Here is an 18,215-nt window from a genome sequence, read left to right as displayed (position 1 = left end):
GGCAGCCCGTGTCCCGCCAACTGCGTAAGGTGCTGCTCGCCACCGGCATCGGCCATTTTGTCGAATGGTTCGATTTCGGGCTCTACGGTACCCTGGCGACCATTATCGGCATGCAGTTCTTTCAGGCCGACGACCCGGCCACGGCGCTGCTCTCCTCGTTCGCGGTGTTTGGCGCCGGATTTGTGATACGCCCGCTCGGCGGGCTGTGGTTTGGCTCCCGCGGCGACAGGACTGGACGGCGCAAGGTGCTGGCGACCGTGATCCTGCTGACCTCCGGTGCCACCTTTTCCATCGGGTTACTGCCCACCTATGCGCAGGCCGGGCTGCTCGCCACGGTGCTGCTGGTGCTGGTGCGGATGATCCAGGGATTTGCCGCCGGGGGCGAAAGCGCAGGGGCCACCACCTTTCTGGCCGAATATGCCCCGGTCGATCGCCGGGGCTACTTCACCTGCTGGACCGACAGCTTCGGCTTTATGGCTTTTGTCGCCGGATCGGGCCTGGTGCTGCTGCTGACCGCGATACTGGGGGGAGGCGGCGATGAACGACTGGGGCTGGCGCATTCCGTTTCTGTTAGCCGGGCCGCTGGGCTGGATTGGTCTTTATCTGCGCAACAATCTTCAGGACTCCCCCCGAATTTCAGGCGCTGGTGAATAGCCGTCAAACGGAACCTGCGCCGCTGCACAGGGCCGTGACCACCGGCCGGCGGGCGCTGGGCTTTTGCATCGGGTTTGTGGCGATCAAGGCGGTGGTGCACTGGATGCTGCAAACTTTTATTCCTGCTTATCTGGTGGCGGCGCTGCACTACCCGGCGCTGGATGCTTATACCATCACCACCCTCGGGCTGTTGGCCGTCGCCGTACTGGTGCCTTTTATGGGCTATCTGTCGGACAGGATTGGCCGTAAGCCGCTGATGCTGGTGGGGTGTCTGGGATTGATCCTCGTCGCCTGGCCAGCCATGAAAATGATGGCGAGCGGAGAGGTGTTCTCTGCCGTGCTGGGGCTGCTGCTGGTCGGGCTGTGTATTGCCGCTTTTGACGGCGCCAGCAATGCGGCGATGGCGGAGCTGTTCCCCACCCGCATCCGCTATGGCAGCATGGCGATTGCCTATAATCTTGCGGTGGCGCTCTTTGGCGGGGTGACGCCGTGGCTGTTGGCCTGGCTGCTGACCGCGACCGGCAATCCGCTCTCACCGGCGCTGTACGTCATGGTGGCGGCGCTGATCACTCTCCTGACGGTGCTGCGTGCCAGAGAGACCGCCGGGCTGCCGCTGCGGACATAAAAAAACCCGGCGGGGAAGGCCGGGCAAATAACAAAGCACAACAAGTTTGCATCACTTAACAGCTGCTTACTTCAGATCGCGGTGCGCCATAGCGTTGACCAGATACGACTGACGCTGGCTGAGCCTCACCTCACTGCTGGCGTCATTCTCTCTTCTCAGCTGGAGTGCCGGGCCACTGTCCGGCGAACGGGTACGCTCTGCGTCTCCCGGAATAATCCAGCCGACATCATCACTGGTGCGATGATTATTACGTGCGTTGCGAACTCTTCTTCTCAAATGCAGCATATAACCTCCGCATAATTAATCGAACTGCCTGTAAATGGCACGGTATTTATACCGTCTCGCCGTTTCCAATATATTGTCTGACAAAAATGGGTCAGACAGAGAATATATTATAGAACTTACGCCGCTGGTTTGCGGCCGCCGCCCCGGCTGTTCTGCCCGCCTTTTTTTCCCGCTTCGGATGCGCGCTGCGGGTCATTTTTAAAATTCCCGCCGCTGCTCTGCCCACCTTTGCGGCCCGCCTGGGATGCACGCTCCCGGTCTTCTGCGAAATTGCCGGAACCGCCTCGATGTTTAGTCATAACATGTCTCCAGTGTTTCGTTGAGAATATTCGTTGAGAGGAAATTAACCTCTTCAAATGTGTGCAGAAATAAATGTAGACAGAACGGCAGAAACTTCAATAAGCCTTTCGGTGCGTTTTTGTGCTCCGTCTGAATATATTTTAGGCATTTTTGTGGGTGGGGGGAGAATATATCGACGCTAATAAATAAGTTAGCAAAAGTTACATGTGGCGCGAATTATTTCGGGAGGGATATTTACTGTGATCAAGCGCCAGAAAAATTGACTTTCCTGGCTAATTTAAGACGAGTCTTAATCAGCGACTCGGCTTAACGGCTCTGCTCCAGTTCCACCGCCGCTCTGACCTGCACTAACGCCTGGCGTAAATTATCTATCGTAACCGACCCGAGGGCGATGCGGATCGCCTGCGGCACCGTGCCGGAGGTAGAGAACGGCTCCGCGGTCGAGACGGAGATATTGTTATCCATCAGCTGCTTAACGACCCGATCGGCTCTGGATCCGTCTGCAAGGGGCAGCCAGGCAAAGTACGAATCGGGATGGGTGATGCAGGGCAGATCTCCCAGCATTTCTTTCAGGACGGCCTGTCGCTGGCGGGCGTCGCGTCGTTTCAGCGTTTCAAAGCGGGCTACGGTGCCGTCCTGGATCCAGTGACACACCATGGCGGTCATCACCGACGGCGTATTCCAGGTGGTGGCCCGGATGGCCCTCTCGAGGGCCGGACGCAGATCCGGCGGGCAGACTACCGCTCCGACCCGCAGACCGGTCGCGACATTTTTCGAAAAGCAGGTGACATACACCGTGCGTTCCGGGGCGAAGCTGGCGACGGGCGGAGGAGGACGGCGGATCAGCCAGCCGTAGGCGGTGTCTTCGACGATCAGCAGATCGTGTTGCCGGGCAATCTCCGCCAGGATTCTGCGCTGCTTGTGGTTCAGGACCCAGCCCAGCGGGTTGTGCAGGGTCGGCATGGTGTAAACCGCCCGCACGTGACGCTGCTGGCAGAGCTGGCGTAACGCCGCCAGATCCGGGCCGGTTGCCGTGCAGGGGATGGCGAGCAGCTCCAGGTGATAGAGCGCCGCCAGGGCTTTAAAGCCCGGGTAGGTGAGGGCGTCCACCGCCACCACGTCGCCGGGCCGGAGCAGCCCCATCACTGCAACGGTCAGGCCGTGCTGGGCACCGTTCACAATCAGCACATTGTCCGCCGAAGGTTGAAAATGCGGCCCCGCGAGATGTGCGGCGACAATCTCCCGCTCGGTCTGTCTGCCGGCATGCGGCTGATAGCGCAGGTGCGATTCGATATCGCCTCCGGCGGCGAGCTGCCTGAGCGCCTCCCGCAGCAGCTCCCCCCTGGCCCGGCAGGGCGGGATAATTGAAGTTCAGATCCAGTACATCGGTAGCGACCGCCTGCTGATCGATCCCCTGACCCGAGGGCAGCAGGATCTCCCTGACGAAGGTCCCGCGCCCGGTTTCGCCGCTGACCAGCCCCATCTTCTCCAGCTCGGCATAGACCCGCGTCGCGGTGGCGAGGGAGATATGCTCCCGGGCGGCGAGCGTGCGGTGCGTGGGCAGGCGGGTGCCTGCCGGGATCCCGGCAGATCGAATCAACGCAGCGTAGCGATCCACGATCCCTTTGTAGCGGGCTTTCATCAAATGTATCCATGACAATAATTTGATTGTATTAGATTGGCGAGACTACCATCCACGCAACAGAGGCTCAAGATCGGGAAGGTAACGGGAATGGATGTTGCGGTAGATAAAAACGCGCTATCAGGCTGGCTCAACGGCCTGCTGGGGGTAGTGATTTTCAGCGGCTCCTTGCCCGCCACCCGGATTGCGGTGCAGGATTTTGATCCCTTTTTCCTGACCTTTGCCCGGGCCTCCCTTGCCGGGGGGCTGGCTCTGATGCTGATCCTCGGGTTAAAGGAAAAACGCCCGCCAGCCGCGCGGATTGTGCCGCTGATGATGGTCTCGCTGGGCGTGGTGGTCGGCTTTCCGCTGCTCACCGCCCTGGCATTGCAGCATGTCACCGCCGCCCACTCGATTGTGTTTCTCGGGCTGTTGCCGCTGATGACCGCCATTTTCGCGGTGCTGCGCGGCAAGGAGCGGCCTGCCCGGGCCTTCTGGATCTTCTCGGTGCTGGGCAGCCTGCTGGTGGTGGGGTTTGCGCTCTCGCAAGGCGCGGCGCTGTCGCTTAGGGGCGATCTTCTGATGCTCGCGGCGGTGATCGTCTGCGGCCTGGGCTATGCCGAAGGGGCGGCGCTCACCCGCGAGACAGGCGGCTGGCAGGTGATCAGCTGGGCGTTGATTTTAGCGTTGCCGTTTATGGTGCTGGCCTCCCTGCTGACGATGCCGGCAACCTTCAGCGGCATCGGGTTTTCGGCCTGGAGCGCACTTGGCTATGTGTCGCTGTTCAGCATGCTGATCGGGTTTATCTTCTGGTACAAAGGGCTGGCCCAGGGCGGGATTGCCGCCGTCGGACAACTGCAGCTGCTACAGCCGTTTCTGGGGCTGGCGCTGTCCGCCACGCTACTGCATGAGAGGGTCAGCCCACTGATGATGTTGATTACGTTGGGGGTGATTTTGTGTGTGGTTGGCTCGCGGAAATATGGCCGATGAAGGTCGTGCCGTTCCCTCTCCCTGAGGGTTAGGGTGAAGGGGGACATGCGAGCAAACTGTTTTGCGAGGCGCTTTCCGGGAATGGTCTTACCGGCTTGTTACTTCGATATTCCCGCCGTATCTTTTTGTTGCGCCTGGAAAATATACTGTCGTTCTGCGATTTCTCTTGCTCCTGGCGTAACGCGTCGGTTAGCCATTTGCCAAAGGCTACTATTTATTATTCATGTCCCAATATGGGACTAAAAGATTGCCGTAGTCCCATATTGGGACTATCATTTGTATATGAAGATCATATCGGTAAAAATATTAAGGGATTTTTGGGCCGAGAACCCCGATGCTGAACAACCGCTGAAGGCTTGGGTGGATGAAGCTACAAAAGCTGCCTGGAAAACTCCAGCAGAAATTAAAGAACAGTACCGCAGTGCCAGTATCCTTAAAGACAGGCGCGTGGTCTTCAATATCAAAGGAAACAGTTACCGATTAATAGTTGCAATTGCCTATCAGCGTGGATGGATTTTCGTTAAGTTTATCGGAACGCATAAGGAATATGATGCAGTAGACGCGGATACGATTGACCTGGAGTAAACGATGAATATTAAACCTATCCGAACTGAACAAGATTATGAAACGGCCCTTCAAGCGGTCGAACCGATGTTCGAAAATGAACCTGCACTGGATACACCAGAAGGTGATTATTTTGAAGTGATGTGCCTTTTAATCGAAGATTATGAGAAAAAGCACTATCCGATTGAACCACCTTCGCCGGTTGAGGCCATTAAGTTCCGCATGGAACAGCAAGGTCTGAGTGCTAAAGATCTCGAGCCGGCCATCGGTAAGTCAAATCGTGTTTACGAAATTTTGAACGGAACGCGGACTCTCACTTTACCGATGATCCGCCGTTTGCATGCTCAACTTGGTATTCCTCTCGAAAGCCTGGTTGGCGTGTAACAGCGCAGTAGAAGCAATACACTAAAGCGAATGGAGCCGTCCCGTTCACTCAAGTGAGAGGAAGCCTTCCATGCAACGCCCTGAAATATTTACAAAATCAATATTCTCAAACACATTAATCACTTATAAGCGAAGCGGTTAAGCAATAAACAGCCGCCGCTGCACCGTGACTTGCCTGCGCTTCTCGCTACGACTACTGTATATAAAAACAGTATTCGAGGAACGAATCATGGTGTTTTACCAACTTGCAGCGCTGCGCGAGGTGATCGCGCTACCCCTTTTCAGCGATGTCGTGCAGTGCGGCTTCCCCAGCCCGGCGCAGGACTACGTGGAACAGCGTATCGACCTGAACAAATTGCTGATCCAGCACCCCAGCTCGACCTATTTTGTAAAAGCGGCCGGGGATTCAATGATTGATGCCGGGATCGGCGACGGCGATCTGCTGATTGTCGACAGTGCCAGAACGGCGCAGCACGGGGATATCGTGATCGCGGCAGTGGAGGGCGAGTTTACGGTAAAGCGCCTCCAGCTCAGGCCCCGGGTGCAGCTTAACCCGATGAACAGCGCCTATTCACCTATCCTCGTGAGCAGTGAAGATTCACTCGATATCTTTGGTGTGGTGACCTATATCGTTAAATCGGCGGATTAGCCTGCATGCTCCGAACAAGGTAACCTGTCGCCCACAAAATGATGAAGAGGCAAAAACATGACCACCCCGGTATTCCGCCATGCAACCCCAGCTGACGTCGATCGTTGCTACGAAATTGAAATGACGTCCTACGAAGGGGATGAAGCGGCAACGCGCGAAAAAATTGCTACCCGCATTCACCGCTATCCGGAAGGCTTCCTCTGCATGGAGCTGGAGGGGAAAGTTATCGGTTTTATCAATGCGGGCTGTGCGTGGGAAGTGGTGATGTCCGACGAAGAATTTAAAGAGCTGGTGGGCCACGATCCGGATGCGCCAAACGCGGTGATCATGTCGGTGGTGGTACACCCGGATTTCCAGGGGAAAGGCTATTCGTCACTGCTGATGCGTGAGTTCGTGTCACGCCTGAAGGCGATGAACAAAAAGACCATTCACCTGATGTGCAAAGATCGCCACGTCGATCTGTACGCCCATTTTGGCTACCGCTATATCAAACCGTCGGTGTCCGATCACGGCGGGATGGCGTGGCATGAAATGATGATGACGCTCTGATTTAAACTGGCCGAAGCGGCTCGCTACTGGCAAGCACGTCCTGCACCAGCCAGTCGTGAAAGCGTTTTACTTCGCTGCGCATCACGGACTGCCGGGGGGGTGACCACGTAATAGGACCATTTCAGCGGCCAGCGATGGTCAGGGTGCAGCTGGACGAGTTGTCCGGTCTCAATCAGCTGACTGACCAGTGCGCGACGAACAATGGCGACGCCGCGTCCGCTGAGGGCCGCCAGTATCACTGCGGAGGTCGAATTAATATGCAACCGGCTTTCACGGACGTCGGGTGCCTTCACCGCGCTCAGCACCGCCTCCCAGGAGGGAAAATCTGCGCCGGGGTGAGGCGTGTCGTCATGGATTAATTTTTGCGTGGCGAGCCACTCCCCGCAGGCGACCCCCCCGGGGGGCACCAGACGCGGGCTGCAGACCAGCACGGCTTCTTCATCCATCAGCCAGGTTTTGTTCACACCGGGCCAGTCTCCCTGACCACAGCGGATGCCGATATCGGCTTCACCGTGGGCGACATCCATCAGCTTTTCGGTCACGTTAAGCCGCAGATCGATCGTTTCATGGCTTTCCGCAAAGCGGTTGAGACGATCCATCAGCCAGTTCATCATCAGCACCTGTGACGCGGTCAGCACCACCACCGAACGCGCCCGGCGGCCTCGCAGCTTGTTTAACCCTGTTTCCAGCTTATCCAGCCCCTGCGTAATGTCCTGCAGCGCCTCCTGGGCCTCATCCACCAGGGTAAGCCGTTCCTTACCCGTGCGGGTGCGGTTTAGCAGCGGGTGCCCGACCCAGGCTTCAAGCGAGCGGACAAGCTGCCCTACGGCGGCTGGCGTCACGCCCAGCTCCTGCGCAGCACCGGTAAAACTGCCATGTCGCGCGGTGGCCTCAAAGGCGTGCAACCATTTCAGTCGGTTAAGCGATCGCATTATTAAAATCCTCTTAGCGTGAAAGCACGATCAGTATACGCCAGTAAGATAGATTTTCTTTCTCGTCTCGCAATTTCTTCTGAGTCGTCAATCCCGATGCGCGCTGGCATTCTGCTGCCACAGTTTCCTTATTCATTACATCATTTCAAAGAGGTTAGCGATGAACGCATCTTTTGCCGGTAAAAAACTGTTAGTGGTCGGTGGTACAAGCGGTATGGGGTATGAAACCGCGAAAAAGGTTCTGAAAAACGGCGGCAGCGTGGTGCTGGTGGGCAACCGTCAGGACAAAGCTGAACAGGCGCGCCAGGCGCTGGCGGCTGATGGCCTGGTGTCGCTGATCGTGGCCGATCTGATGACGGAAGCCGGCATGAAGCACGTCACTGAGGTGATTAACGCCGAACATAAAGACATCAGCCTGCTGGTGAATGCGGCCGGGGTGTTCTTCCCGAAACCCTTCACCGAACATGAAATGGCTGACTACGATCTCTATATGAGCCTGAACCGCGCGACCTTCTTTATCACCCGCGATGTGGTGCGCAATATGGTTGAGGCGGGGATCAAAGGCGCCATCGTTAACATCGGCTCCATGTGGGCGCAGCAGGCCATCGGGGCGACACCATCGTCCGCTTATTCCATGGCGAAAGCGGGCCTGCACGCGTTGACCAAAAACCTGGCGATCGAGCTTGGCGGCAAAGGTATCCGCGTGAATGCTGTCTCTCCGGCGGTGGTGCATACCCCGATCTACGAAGGCTTCATTCCAAAAGACGACGTAAAAGCGGTGATGAACAGCTTCGACAGCTTCCATCCGATCGGCCGCGTCGGTACGCCGGAAGATATCGCAGAAACCGTGGCTTTCCTGCTCTCGGACAAGGCGGGCTGGGTCACCGGGGCCATCTGGGATATCGACGGTGGGGTGATGGCGGGTCGTCACGCCTGATAACGTCGCCGCACGGGGTAAACCGCGTGCGGCATTCGGGACATTTTAACGTCGTTAACGCCAGGAGATCGCGCATTACATGACCACAGAGCAGGCTCTTTCCGTCCCTGAACAGAATAACAATATCATGCGCCTGGCGGCGGCTCAGGCCCTTGCCGGGGCCAACTCCGTGGTGTTTTACGCCACCGGGGCGATTGTCGGTAACGCCATCGCGCCCAGCGCGTCGCTCTCCACGCTGCCTGTCACTATGTTTGTGCTGGGGATGGCGGCCTGCATTTTGCCCTTCGGCGCGCTGGCAAGAAAGCACGGAAGAAAAGCGGCCTTTATGGCCGGTACCGGGGCAGGGGTGATTACCGGCCTGATCGCTGCGCTGGCGGTGGTTATCGGTTCATTTATGCTGTTTTGTCTCGCCGCGTTTCTTGGCGGCGCCTATGCCGCGGTGGCGCTCAGCTTCCGCTTTGCCGCCACGGACGGGGTCGCGCCTGAACGGCGGGCCCGGGCGCTGTCGCTGGTGATGGGTGGCGGTGTGCTGGCGGGCGTTATCGGCCCGATGCTGGTGACCAGCACCATGAACCTCTGGCCGCCTTACACCTTTGCCATCACCTTTCTCGGCCAGGCGCTGGTGGCAGCGATCTCCGCCTTGATTCTGAAGGGGGTGATCCCGGCAGAGCCTGCGGCGGCGGCAACGCCCTCCGCCGGGCGGCCTCTGGGCGAGATCGTGCGTCAGCCCGGCTTCCTGAGAACGGTATTCAGCGCCGCCGTCATCTATATGGTGATGAACTTCCTGATGACCGCCGCGCCCTTGTCGATGCACATGCACGGCATTTCTCAGCAGGTATCGAACCTGGGGATCCAGTGGCATGTGATCGCCATGTACGGGCCGGGATTTTTTACCGGCAAGCTTATCGACCGCTTTGGTGCCATGCGGGTGGCGGCGGCGGGTTTACTGATTTCTGCCGCATCGGTTGTCGCCGGACTCTGCGGGACGGAGATTGTCCATTACTGGCTGTCGCTGATTTTACTGGGGATCGGCTGGAACTTCGGCTTTATTGGCGCATCGGCCAAAATCATTGAGTATCACCGGCCGGAAGAGAAGACCCGCGTCCAGTCCCTGAATGATTTTGTTGTTTTTGGGGTGATGATGCTGGGGTCGTTTTCGTCCGGGGTACTGCTGAATGTGTACGGCTGGAACGCCGTGCTGTGGGGCTCCCTGGTGCCGTTAGCGCTGGCGCTGCTGGTGATGATTCCGGGACGTCGGGCTTTGACAGGATCGCATTAACGTCTGACCCGGTCCCGGAGGCGTGTTATTGCAGTTCAAGCCCGGCGATCGTCCGGGCTATCTCCGCGATATCGTCCGCTGGCAACGGCTGTAGCGGGCGGGGCAGGCAGTCGGCATCGGTCAGCCCCAGCACGCCTGCGGCGGCGGCAATCACCCGGATACTTCCGCCATGTTTACGGTAAAGCGCCCATAAAGGCTCCAGGCGGGCGGTGAGGGCCGTGACGCGGGCAGGATCGTTCATCGCCGCGGCCTGGGTGATCTGTTTGGCCGTTTCCGGGAACAGTCCTCCGCAGACGGAATACCACACCTCACAGCCGGCATTTAATCCCAGCCCGGCAAACGCATCCCCGCTGATCCCAACCGTCACGTCAGGGCGAAGACGGTGGCGTAACGCCGCGACGCGATCGACGGCTGCGGCTGGCGTATCCGGGACGCCCGGAATTTTAATCGAACGCACGCCGTCCAGGGACGACAGGCGTCCGTGCAGGTCATCCGTAAAGGTAAAGTGGGTGGTGCCGGGGTTGTCATAGACGCAGATCGGAACCGAAACATGATGGGTGACGGTTTCAAAGAGGCCAAATACCTCGTCCTCCCTGAGCGGCTGGTAGCTGACCGCTGGAAGGAGCAGGGCATCCGCGCCTGCCGCCTGCGCATCCTCTGCCAGACGCAACACGGCATCGGTACTGACCGCGCCCACGCAGACCATCATGGGAATATCGCCGGCATGCTGCCTGGCCAGGGTGACAACACGCTGGCGCTGCTCCCGGGTCAGGAAGGCGTAGCTTCCGGTTGACCCCAGAATACCCAGCGAATCCACTCGGGCTGCCGTCAGGCGGGCCAGAATTTTACGGAATCCCTCTTCATCAATGCCGCTGGCAGTGAAGGGGGTTAACGGGAAAGCACACAAGCCGGTGAACATGTTGTTTCTCCTGAATGATATAGAGCCCGTAGGCCGGGCAAGCAACGCGCCGCCCGGCAACGATATCACTGAATGCCGCCCCCGAGCGACTGCCACAGGGCGATACGGTTTTCCAGGTCGGTTTGTTGTAGCGCGATCAGCGACGATTGCGCCGACCACAGCGAGCGCTGCGCGGTCAGTACCGTCAGATAATCCCCTGCGCCCGCCCTGTAGCTGCGGGTCGCCACATCCAGCGTTTTTTGCTCTGCGGCCACGTATTCACGCTGGGCATCGAGCTGCTCGCTCAGCGTTTCCCGGCGCGCCAGCGCATCCGCCACGTCCTTAAACGCACTCTGGATGGTCTTCTCGTAGGTGGCGATCAGCCCCTTCTTCTCCGCTTCCGCGTAGCGCAGCTGCGCCATGTTATTCCCGCCGCTGAACAGCGGCAGGGTGATGGACGGCGCGAACGACCAGACTTTCATGCCGTGGCTGAACAGGGACGAGAGCGAATCGCTGCCGACACCCGCGCTGGCCGTCAGTGAGATGGACGGGAAGAAGTTAGCGCGTGCGGCACCGATGTTGGCGTTGGCGCTCAGCAGGTTATGCTCGGCCTCCTGAATATCCGGGCGACGTAACAATGTGCTGGAGCTGACCCCCGCCGGAATCAACGTGATGGCGTTATCGCTCAGGCTCTCCAGGGTGCCGGGCAGCAGGGTGTCCGGCACCGTATCCCCCGCCAGCAGATTGAGGGCGTTTTTGTCCTGCATCACCAGCGTCTGGTAGCTTGCCACGCTGGCGCGCGCCTGCTGGTAAACCGCCATCGCCTCGCTGACGTCCGTTGCCGCCGCCACGCCGACCGCCTGCTGGCGCTTCACGATCCTGAGCGAGTTCGCTGCGCTCTCCTGGGTCGATTCCGCCAGCGCCAGGTTGCTGTTGTCCGCCGCCAGGGTGATCCAGGCCGTGGTCAGCTCGCTGACCATCGTCAGGCGCGTGTTCTGCGCGGTGAACTCGCTGGCAAGCCAGGTTTCACGCGCGGCGCGGGAGAGGCTCTGGTTGCGGCCAAACAGATCCAGCTCGAAGCTTGAGACCGCGCCGTTGGCTTCGTCGCTGGTGGTCACGCCGCTTGCCAGCGTACGGCTGCGGGTGTGGCTCAGCCCGGCGTCCACCGTCGGGAACAGGGATGAGCGCGTTTCACCATACAGGGCGCGGGCGGCATCAATATCCCCAATCGCTTTTTGCACGTCGCGGTTGCTGTTAAGCCCCATCGTCACCACGCTTTTCAGCCGCGCATCGTTCATCACCTGCTGCCAATGGCTCACCACGGCGGTGGCTTCGCCGTGCGCGCCGGGCAAGGTTGCCGGGACGGGGGCGTCCGGACGCTGATACGTTGGATCTAACGACACGCAGCCTGCGCTCAGCAGGGCTAACGCTAAAACAGTGACACGAAACATTATGACCTCCGGTTTGCGTGCTTACCGGAGAACAGACGTTTCACCAGTACAAAGAATAAGGGGACGAAGAAAATCGCCAGCAGCGTGGCGGCCAAGGTCCCACCGATGATGCCGGTACCGATCGCCACGCGGCTGTTGGCCCCGGCGCCGGTGGCAATCGCCAGCGGCGTGACGCCGGCAATAAACGCCAGCGAGGTCATGATGATCGGGCGCAGACGCGTCTGGGCGGCACGCAGGGCGGCGCGGGTCAGGGAGTAGCCTTCAGCGACTTTGGCTTCGGCAAACTCCACAATCAAAATGGCGTTTTTCGACGACAGGCCGATGGTGGTCAGTAGCGCCACCTGGAAGTAGACGTCGTTGTTCAGGCCGCGCAGGGTGGCGGCAAGTGCCGCACCCAGCACCCCAAGCGGGATCACCAGAATGACCGAAATCGGCACCGACCAGCTCTCATACAGCGCCGCCAGACAGAGGAACACCACCAGGATCGAGAGGGCATACAGGCTCATCGCCTGACCGCTGGCCAGCTTTTCCTGCAGCGATAAACCGCTCCACGCCCAGGTACTGCCACCCGGCAGGTTGTTCGCCAGCTGCTCCATTTTGCTCATTGCCGTGCCGGAGCTGGCCCCGCTGGCGTTTTCGCCCTGAATCTCATACGCCGCCGAGCCGTTGTAGCGCACCAGGCTTTCCGGGCCATACTCCCAGCGGGTGGTGGCGAAGGCGGAGAACGGGGTCATGGTGCTGTCGCTGCCGCGCACGTACCATTTATTGAGATCCGACGGGACGGCGCGGGTGTCGCTGTCGCCCTGGATATAGACCTTTTTCACGCGACCGCGGTCGATAAAGTCGTTCACGTAGGTGCCGCCCCAGGCGCTGGAGAGGGTGCTGGTGACGTCGCTCAGGGAGAGCCCCAGCGACACGGCTTTGTTGTTATCAATATCCACCTGCAGCTGCGGCATCTGCGGCAGATCGTTGGCGCGCACGGCGTGCAGCGAGCTGTCCTGGTTGGCCTCAGCAATCAGCTGGTTACGCATCTTCAGCAGCGTGTCGCGGTCGGTGCCGCCGCTGGCCATCAGCTCGAAGGTAAAGCCGTTGCTCTGGCCCAGGCCGTCCACCGCCGGTGGCGTCATGGCAAAGATGGTGGCATCGCGGATGGTGCTCAGCTGCTGGGTGGCGCGCAGGGCGATAGCCTGGGCGGTGTTGTCGTCGCCCTTACGTTCGGACCAGTTTTTCAGGGAGACAAACGCCATCCCGGCGTTCTGGCCGCTGCCGCTAAAGCTAAAGCCCTCGACGGTGAAGATCACGTCGGTGTTGGCTTTCTCTTTGTTCAGGAACCACTCGCGCACCTGGCGGCTGACCTCAGCGGTACGCACCGCCGTTGCGCCTGCCGGCAGGGTGTACTGCACCATGATTTCGCCCTGATCTTCCGTGGGCAGGAAGCTGCCCGGCAGTTTCAGCATGGCGAACCCCATCGCCCCGCAGAGCAGAGCGTAGATCGCCAGCATGCCGCCGGAACGGCGCAGGGCGCGCAGCACCTTGTTCTGATACCCGCGTTCGGTCCTGCTGTAGAAGCGGTTAAACGCGCCGAAGAAGCCTTTCTTGTGCGGTACCGTGTGGCTCAGAATCGAGCCGCAGAGCGCAGGCGTCAGGGTCAGGGCCACCACCACGGAGAGGAACATCGCCGAGATAATGGTGACCGAGAACTGGCGGTAAATCACTCCGGTGGAGCCGCCGAAAAAGGCCATCGGCAGGAATACCGCGGAGAGCACCAGCGCAATGGCGACCAGCGCGCCGGAGATTTCACCCATCGATTTTTCGGTGGCTTCCCGGGCGGGTAGCCCTTCGTCGCGCATAATACGCTCGACGTTTTCCACCACCACGATGGCGTCATCCACCAGCAGGCCTATCGCCAGCACCATTGCAAACAGCGTCAGGGTGTTAATGGAGTAGCCGAACAGCGCCAGCACCCCGAAAGTGCCTAAAAGAACTACCGGTACCGCCAGCGCCGGGATCAGCGTCGCGCGGATGTTCTGCAGGAACAGGTACATCACCACCACGACTAAAATGATGGCTTCGAACAGGGTCTGAATCACGTCCTCAACCGAGATCTTGATGAACTCGGTGCTGTCTTTCGGGTAGGCCACGTCGTAGCCTTCCGGCATCGACTTTTTGAACTCAGCGATTTTATCTTTTACCGCCGTAGCGGTATTGAGCGCGTTCGCCCCTGGTGAGAGCATTACCGCCATACCCGCCGCCGGGTGGCCGTTGAGCTTCGCGGTGGCGGTATAGTCTTCGCTGCCCATCTCCACTCGCGCCACGTCGCCGATGTGGACGACTGCGCCGCTGGACTGGCTCTTCACGATGATGTTTTTAAACTGATCCACCGTCTGCAGGCGCGACTGGGCGCGCACGGTGGCCGTCAGCTGCTGCGCGTTCGATGAGGGTAACGCGCCGATTTTACCGGCAGAGACCTGCACGTTCTGCGCCTCAATAGCGCTCTGCACGTCGGACGGCATCAGCGCGTAGGAGGCCAGCTTCGCCGGATCGAGCCAGATGCGCATGGCGTATTCCGCCCCGAACACCTGCAGGCTGCCGACGCCTTCCACGCGCGCCAGCGGATCCTGCATATTACTCACCAGCCAGTCGGCGATATCGGAACTGCTGGCCTGGTCGGTTTTGTCGTACACGCCCATGATCAGCAGGAAGTTGCTCTGTGATTTTTCCACCGTGATGCCGGACTGCTGCACCTCGGTCGGCAGGCGCGACTCCGCCTGCTGGACTTTGTTCTGCACCTGCACCTGGGCGGTGTCCGGGTCGGTTCCCTGTTCAAAGGTGACGTTAATGCTCACCGAACCGTCCGAGCTGCTGGTGGAGCTGAAGTAGAGCAGGTTATCCAGCCCGGTTAGCTGCTGTTCGATGACCTGGGTGACGCTGTTTTCCAGCGTCTGCGCGGAGGCCCCGGTGTAGGTGGCGGAGATTTTGATCGACGGCGGGGCGACATCCGGATACTGCGCCACCGGCAGGGTGCGGATCGCCAGCATCCCGGCGAGCATAATCAGAATGGCGATCACCCAGGCAAAGACCGGGCGGCGCACGAAGAAACGGGAAAACATCAGGCGTCTCCTCCGCGGGTGTTCATCTCTTCGGCTTTCACTTCCTGACCGACGGTGACTTTGTCGGTGCCCTCCACAATCAGCTTATCGCCGGCCTTGAGGCCGCTGAGGACCAGCCATTTGTCGCCGTAGGTGTCGCCCGTCTCCAGCTGGCGCTGCTCGACTTTGTTGCTGGCGTTCACCACCAGCGCAGTGGCCGCACCTTTGGCGTCGCGGGTGATGCCCTGCTGCGGGGCGAGGATGGCGTCACTCATGATGCCTTCATCCACTCTGGCGCGGACAAACATCCCCGGCAGAAGCTGATGCTGCGGATTCGGAAAGACGGCGCGCAGGGTGACCGAACCGGTTGATTCATCCACCGCCACTTCGGTTAGCGCCAGGCGGCCTTTTTCGCTGTAGGTGCTGCCATCTTCCAGGGTTAACGCCACGCTCAGCGTATCGCTGTTGGTGGCGAGGGTTTGTTTGCGTAGGCGCAGCAGATCGGCGCTGGAGCGGGTGAGATCGACATACATGCTGTCCAGCCCGCGAACGGTGGCCAGGGCGGTATCCTGCTGGGCGGTGACCAGTGCGCCAGGCGTGACGGAGGAGATCCCGATGCGTCCGGCAATGGGCGCAGTAATGGTGGTCCAGTTGAGGTTAATGCGGGCGCTCTCCTGCGCGGCTTTCTTTGACTCGACGCTGGCTTTGTCCTGCGCACAGGTGGATTTGGCATCTTCCGCGTCCTGGCGCGATACGCCGTCGTCTTTCACCAGCTGCGCATAGCGCTGGGCTTTCTGGCAGTCGGCCTGCACCAGCGCTTGCGCCTGCTTCAGCGCCGCGGCGGCTTCGTTGTACGCGGCGCGGTAGCTGGAGGGATCGATCTGATACAGCGCCTGTCCGGCTTTGACGCTATCACCTTCGGTGAAGAGCCTTTTTTGAATAATGCCGCCCACCTGCGGGCGCACTTCGGCGCTCATGGCGGCGGTGGTGCGACCGGTCAGCTCGCTGACGACGGGCACCGGCTGGCTCATCAGGGTGACAATCCCCACTTCCGGAAGAGGACGCTGGGGGGCAGATGTTTGCGCATTATCGCACCCCGTCAGGAGGAGTAATGCCGCGATGGAGGTGATTCTGGTTTTCATAATCTTTTTCCAGGGTGAACGATGCCCGCCCTGTTAATGGCTTAACAGGGAGGAGGGCTATTTAAAGGCACAGCGATCCCGCATCTCCGGCAGCGCCGGAAATGACAAAAAGGGGAATAACTTATTCCCGTTAATTATTCACATGCGATTACTTCGCAGAGAAAAGTAGTTTTAGAATATTCTGATAAATGGGCTCTAATTGTTCTGAGGGAACTTTTAACGGCGTGAGTCGACGGTAAATGGTCCCCTCGATCATCACCGCGGTGATTTCCACGCAGCAGCGAATATGTTCATCGCTCAGGTGGGGAAACTGCTTTTTCAGATGTTCACAGGCGTTGGTAAACATCCGGGCTTCCGCCTCGATCAGCATGGCGGCCACCTGCGGGTTACGCGTCGCCTCGGCGGACATCTCAAGCATCAGCGCGTCATCGTCTTCGCTGAGGGTCTGTCGCCAGGCGAGCGCCTGCGGCATCCCTTCCACCAGGGTTTTGCCCTGCATCTCCTCGATGCGCGAGTCGATGATGCGGCGGATCATCTCTTCGATAATGGCGTCTTTGTTACTGAAATAACGATAGATTTGCCCGACGCTGAGCTTCGCCTCGCCGGCGATTTGCGACATGCTGGCGGCATGAAATCCGCTGGCGCGAAAGCAGCGTCGCGCGGCGATGATGATCTCGTCCTGGCGCTGTCTCTGTCGTTCTTCCAGTTTTGTGCTCATCGAGGGCTATCCTGTAAAAGTGAGAATGATCGTTCTCATTATGCATTTTGGGAGTGTATTGGAAAGGCTTTTTTTATTTACATATTGAATGAATATTTCTGGATGTGAAAAATGGAAGGAATAAGGAGTTTTTATGGAGTTCAGGCGAGGATGGATAACAATAATGAGCAAATAAAGAGGAAAGAATAAATATACCGCCAGCCCTGTTCGGAACTGACGGTATAAGGAGAGAACTATTTTAACGAGAAACCTCGCTGGATAACCGTTTCACGCAACGCCTTTCTGCCGCCTAAATAATCCATGCTGGTCGCTGATTCAACCACGGCGCCCGCCCATGTTTTCTCACTCATATTCTGACGCTTACGGAACGTCTGATAAGCCGCTTCGTAATCGCTAAGCCAGGCACGATCAGGATCCTGTTGGTACTGGTTATAATGCAACACCGCAGGCTGAGCAGGCCGTGGGCGAATACTGCTGCTCCGTGCGGGATCGGGCACGCCTGCCGCCATGCCAAAGGTGATAAAGCTGTGCTGAGGCAGGTTTACCATCTCCGCCAGCTCTTTCGCAATGTTACGCATCACGCCGAGATAGACGATCCCAAGACCGAGCGATTCTGCTGCCACTGCGGCATTCTGGGCTGCAAGCGCGGCGTCAATGGAGGCCATCAGGAAGGAGTCGAGGTAGTCGAGCACCACCGGCTCTTTCCCGGCACCCTGTGTGATTTCGGCACCACGCGACAGGTCCGCCACCCAGAGTAATAACGCGGGGGCCTCTTCAATCCACGGAATACGCGCCACCGGTACCGAACGCGCTACCCGGTCTGCGATTTGCTGTTTTAGCGCCGGATCCGTTACTGCCACCAGGCTCCACTGGTTCAGGGAAGAGGAGTTGGATGCTGACTGCGCCGCAGCGACCATCGTCTCAATGGCTCCCTCGGGAAGCGCTTCAGGCAGAAATGACCTGACGGATTTGTGGCTCAGCAGGGCTTCGACCTGCGGCGTCCAGAGCATATTCTCGGGTTTCTGCTATTCTGCTCCGTAGCGTGCCTCGAGCAACGCCTGCTGTGTCGGGGTAGGGGTGGTCATCGTTTTGTGCTCCTGTTGCCTGATTGATGAGCGCAGGATAACGGGCTTATCGACTCAGATAAT

At 59.1% G+C, this 18,215-nt stretch carries 15 protein-coding genes and 3 pseudogenes; 8 read left to right on the top strand and 10 right to left on the bottom strand.

Annotated features, from left to right (window positions below; genetic code table 11):
* Positions 1-8: 8 nt before the first annotated feature.
* Positions 9-1,279: pseudogene (locus tag AAHB66_RS12510) on the top strand (MFS transporter).
* A 66-nt stretch (positions 1,280-1,345) separates the two neighbouring features.
* Here AAHB66_RS12510 and AAHB66_RS12505 read toward each other — a convergent pair.
* The 3 genes and pseudogenes from AAHB66_RS12505 to AAHB66_RS12495 all read right to left on the bottom strand — a co-directional run bounded on the left by AAHB66_RS12505 (position 1,346) and on the right by AAHB66_RS12495 (position 3,506).
* A complete protein-coding gene (locus AAHB66_RS12505; protein WP_347113129.1) occupies positions 1,346-1,564 on the bottom strand; it encodes a hypothetical protein in 219 nt (72 codons plus the stop codon).
* Positions 1,565-1,680: 116 nt separating this feature from the next.
* Positions 1,681-1,863 carry a general stress protein gene (locus AAHB66_RS12500; protein WP_039028538.1) on the bottom strand — a complete coding sequence of 61 codons (183 nt, stop codon included), beginning with the start codon at positions 1,861-1,863 and terminating at the stop codon, positions 1,681-1,683.
* A 307-nt stretch (positions 1,864-2,170) separates the two neighbouring features.
* Positions 2,171-3,506 (bottom strand): annotated as a pseudogene (locus AAHB66_RS12495) (PLP-dependent aminotransferase family protein).
* Positions 3,507-3,596: 90 nt separating this feature from the next.
* On the opposite strand from AAHB66_RS12495, the gene AAHB66_RS12490 reads away from it, so the two are divergent.
* The 5 genes from AAHB66_RS12490 (at position 3,597) to AAHB66_RS12470 (ending at position 6,621) form a co-directional block, all read left to right on the top strand.
* Positions 3,597-4,475 (top strand): DMT family transporter, encoded by an 879-nt coding sequence (locus AAHB66_RS12490; RefSeq protein WP_347113127.1) that lies wholly within the window; start codon positions 3,597-3,599, stop codon positions 4,473-4,475.
* A 282-nt stretch (positions 4,476-4,757) separates the two neighbouring features.
* On the top strand, positions 4,758-5,060 hold the full coding sequence (locus AAHB66_RS12485; protein ID WP_347113126.1) for a type II toxin-antitoxin system HigB family toxin: 303 nt from the start codon (positions 4,758-4,760) through the stop codon (positions 5,058-5,060).
* A 3-nt stretch (positions 5,061-5,063) separates the two neighbouring features.
* On the top strand, positions 5,064-5,423 hold the full coding sequence (locus AAHB66_RS12480) for a helix-turn-helix domain-containing protein (protein WP_347113125.1): 360 nt from the start codon (positions 5,064-5,066) through the stop codon (positions 5,421-5,423).
* Positions 5,424-5,652: 229 nt separating this feature from the next.
* Complete coding sequence (locus AAHB66_RS12475; protein WP_347113123.1) at positions 5,653-6,072, top strand: translesion error-prone DNA polymerase V autoproteolytic subunit; 420 nt, start codon at positions 5,653-5,655, stop codon at positions 6,070-6,072.
* A gap of 57 nt (positions 6,073-6,129) precedes the next feature.
* Positions 6,130-6,621, top strand: a complete 492-nt coding sequence (locus AAHB66_RS12470; protein WP_347113122.1) for a GNAT family N-acetyltransferase — start codon at positions 6,130-6,132, stop codon at positions 6,619-6,621.
* A 1-nt stretch (position 6,622) separates the two neighbouring features.
* On the opposite strand, the pseudogene AAHB66_RS12465 reads toward AAHB66_RS12470, so the two are convergent.
* Positions 6,623-7,553: pseudogene (locus AAHB66_RS12465) on the bottom strand (LysR substrate-binding domain-containing protein).
* 160 nt (positions 7,554-7,713) lie between these two features.
* Between AAHB66_RS12465 and AAHB66_RS12460 the strand changes: the two are divergent.
* Both AAHB66_RS12460 and AAHB66_RS12455 read left to right on the top strand, forming a co-directional pair.
* Positions 7,714-8,490 (top strand): SDR family oxidoreductase, encoded by a 777-nt coding sequence (locus AAHB66_RS12460; protein ID WP_347113121.1) that lies wholly within the window; start codon positions 7,714-7,716, stop codon positions 8,488-8,490.
* Between the two features lie 79 nt (positions 8,491-8,569).
* On the top strand, positions 8,570-9,769 hold the full coding sequence (locus tag AAHB66_RS12455; protein WP_347113120.1) for an MFS transporter: 1,200 nt from the start codon (positions 8,570-8,572) through the stop codon (positions 9,767-9,769).
* 25 nt (positions 9,770-9,794) lie between these two features.
* On the opposite strand, the gene AAHB66_RS12450 is transcribed toward AAHB66_RS12455, so the two are convergent.
* The 6 genes from AAHB66_RS12450 to AAHB66_RS12425 form a co-directional block, all read right to left on the bottom strand.
* On the bottom strand, positions 9,795-10,688 hold the full coding sequence (locus AAHB66_RS12450) for a dihydrodipicolinate synthase family protein (RefSeq protein WP_347113118.1): 894 nt from the start codon (positions 10,686-10,688) through the stop codon (positions 9,795-9,797).
* A gap of 65 nt (positions 10,689-10,753) precedes the next feature.
* Positions 10,754-12,118, bottom strand: a complete 1,365-nt coding sequence (locus tag AAHB66_RS12445) for a TolC family protein (protein ID WP_347113117.1) — start codon at positions 12,116-12,118, stop codon at positions 10,754-10,756.
* Positions 12,118-15,228, bottom strand: a complete 3,111-nt coding sequence (locus tag AAHB66_RS12440; protein ID WP_347113116.1) for an efflux RND transporter permease subunit — start codon at positions 15,226-15,228, stop codon at positions 12,118-12,120. The genes AAHB66_RS12445 and AAHB66_RS12440 overlap by 1 nt, the downstream gene beginning before the upstream one ends.
* Positions 15,228-16,349: an efflux RND transporter periplasmic adaptor subunit gene (locus AAHB66_RS12435; protein WP_347113114.1), complete on the bottom strand. Its 1,122-nt coding sequence runs from the start codon at positions 16,347-16,349 to the stop codon at positions 15,228-15,230. Before AAHB66_RS12435 ends, AAHB66_RS12440 begins: the two co-directional genes overlap by 1 nt.
* 148 nt (positions 16,350-16,497) lie before the next feature.
* Entirely contained in the window at positions 16,498-17,067 is a 570-nt protein-coding gene (locus AAHB66_RS12430; protein ID WP_347113113.1) for a helix-turn-helix domain-containing protein, read from the bottom strand.
* Between the two features lie 233 nt (positions 17,068-17,300).
* Positions 17,301-18,077, bottom strand: coding sequence for a nitroreductase family protein (locus AAHB66_RS12425; RefSeq protein WP_347113111.1), 777 nt, complete (start codon positions 18,075-18,077; stop codon positions 17,301-17,303).
* Positions 18,078-18,215 lie beyond the last annotated feature (138 nt).

The organism is Leclercia sp. S52, from assembly GCF_039727615.1.
Taxonomy (GTDB): Bacteria; Pseudomonadota; Gammaproteobacteria; order Enterobacterales; family Enterobacteriaceae; genus Enterobacter; species Enterobacter adecarboxylatus_B.
This window is presented reverse-complemented; position numbering and strand designations above follow the sequence as displayed.

What these genes read in the sequence shown, in the direction of transcription:
- AAHB66_RS12505 (WP_347113129.1), bottom strand. Translation starts at nt 1,564, where the DNA reads ATGCTGCATTTGAGAAGAAGAGTTCGCAACGCACGTAATAATCATCGC.
- AAHB66_RS12500 (WP_039028538.1), bottom strand. Translation starts at nt 1,863, where the DNA reads ATGACTAAACATCGAGGCGGTTCCGGCAATTTCGCAGAAGACCGGGAG.
- AAHB66_RS12425 (WP_347113111.1), bottom strand. Translation starts at nt 18,077, where the DNA reads ATGCTCTGGACGCCGCAGGTCGAAGCCCTGCTGAGCCACAAATCCGTC.
- AAHB66_RS12435 (WP_347113114.1), bottom strand. Translation starts at nt 16,349, where the DNA reads ATGAAAACCAGAATCACCTCCATCGCGGCATTACTCCTCCTGACGGGG.
- AAHB66_RS12470 (WP_347113122.1), top strand. Translation starts at nt 6,130, where the DNA reads ATGACCACCCCGGTATTCCGCCATGCAACCCCAGCTGACGTCGATCGT.
- AAHB66_RS12475 (WP_347113123.1), top strand. Translation starts at nt 5,653, where the DNA reads ATGGTGTTTTACCAACTTGCAGCGCTGCGCGAGGTGATCGCGCTACCC.
- AAHB66_RS12490 (WP_347113127.1), top strand. Translation starts at nt 3,597, where the DNA reads ATGGATGTTGCGGTAGATAAAAACGCGCTATCAGGCTGGCTCAACGGC.
- AAHB66_RS12455 (WP_347113120.1), top strand. Translation starts at nt 8,570, where the DNA reads ATGACCACAGAGCAGGCTCTTTCCGTCCCTGAACAGAATAACAATATC.
- AAHB66_RS12485 (WP_347113126.1), top strand. Translation starts at nt 4,758, where the DNA reads ATGAAGATCATATCGGTAAAAATATTAAGGGATTTTTGGGCCGAGAAC.
- AAHB66_RS12430 (WP_347113113.1), bottom strand. Translation starts at nt 17,067, where the DNA reads ATGAGCACAAAACTGGAAGAACGACAGAGACAGCGCCAGGACGAGATC.
- AAHB66_RS12445 (WP_347113117.1), bottom strand. Translation starts at nt 12,118, where the DNA reads ATGTTTCGTGTCACTGTTTTAGCGTTAGCCCTGCTGAGCGCAGGCTGC.
- AAHB66_RS12460 (WP_347113121.1), top strand. Translation starts at nt 7,714, where the DNA reads ATGAACGCATCTTTTGCCGGTAAAAAACTGTTAGTGGTCGGTGGTACA.
- AAHB66_RS12450 (WP_347113118.1), bottom strand. Translation starts at nt 10,688, where the DNA reads ATGTTCACCGGCTTGTGTGCTTTCCCGTTAACCCCCTTCACTGCCAGC.
- AAHB66_RS12480 (WP_347113125.1), top strand. Translation starts at nt 5,064, where the DNA reads ATGAATATTAAACCTATCCGAACTGAACAAGATTATGAAACGGCCCTT.
- AAHB66_RS12440 (WP_347113116.1), bottom strand. Translation starts at nt 15,228, where the DNA reads ATGTTTTCCCGTTTCTTCGTGCGCCGCCCGGTCTTTGCCTGGGTGATC.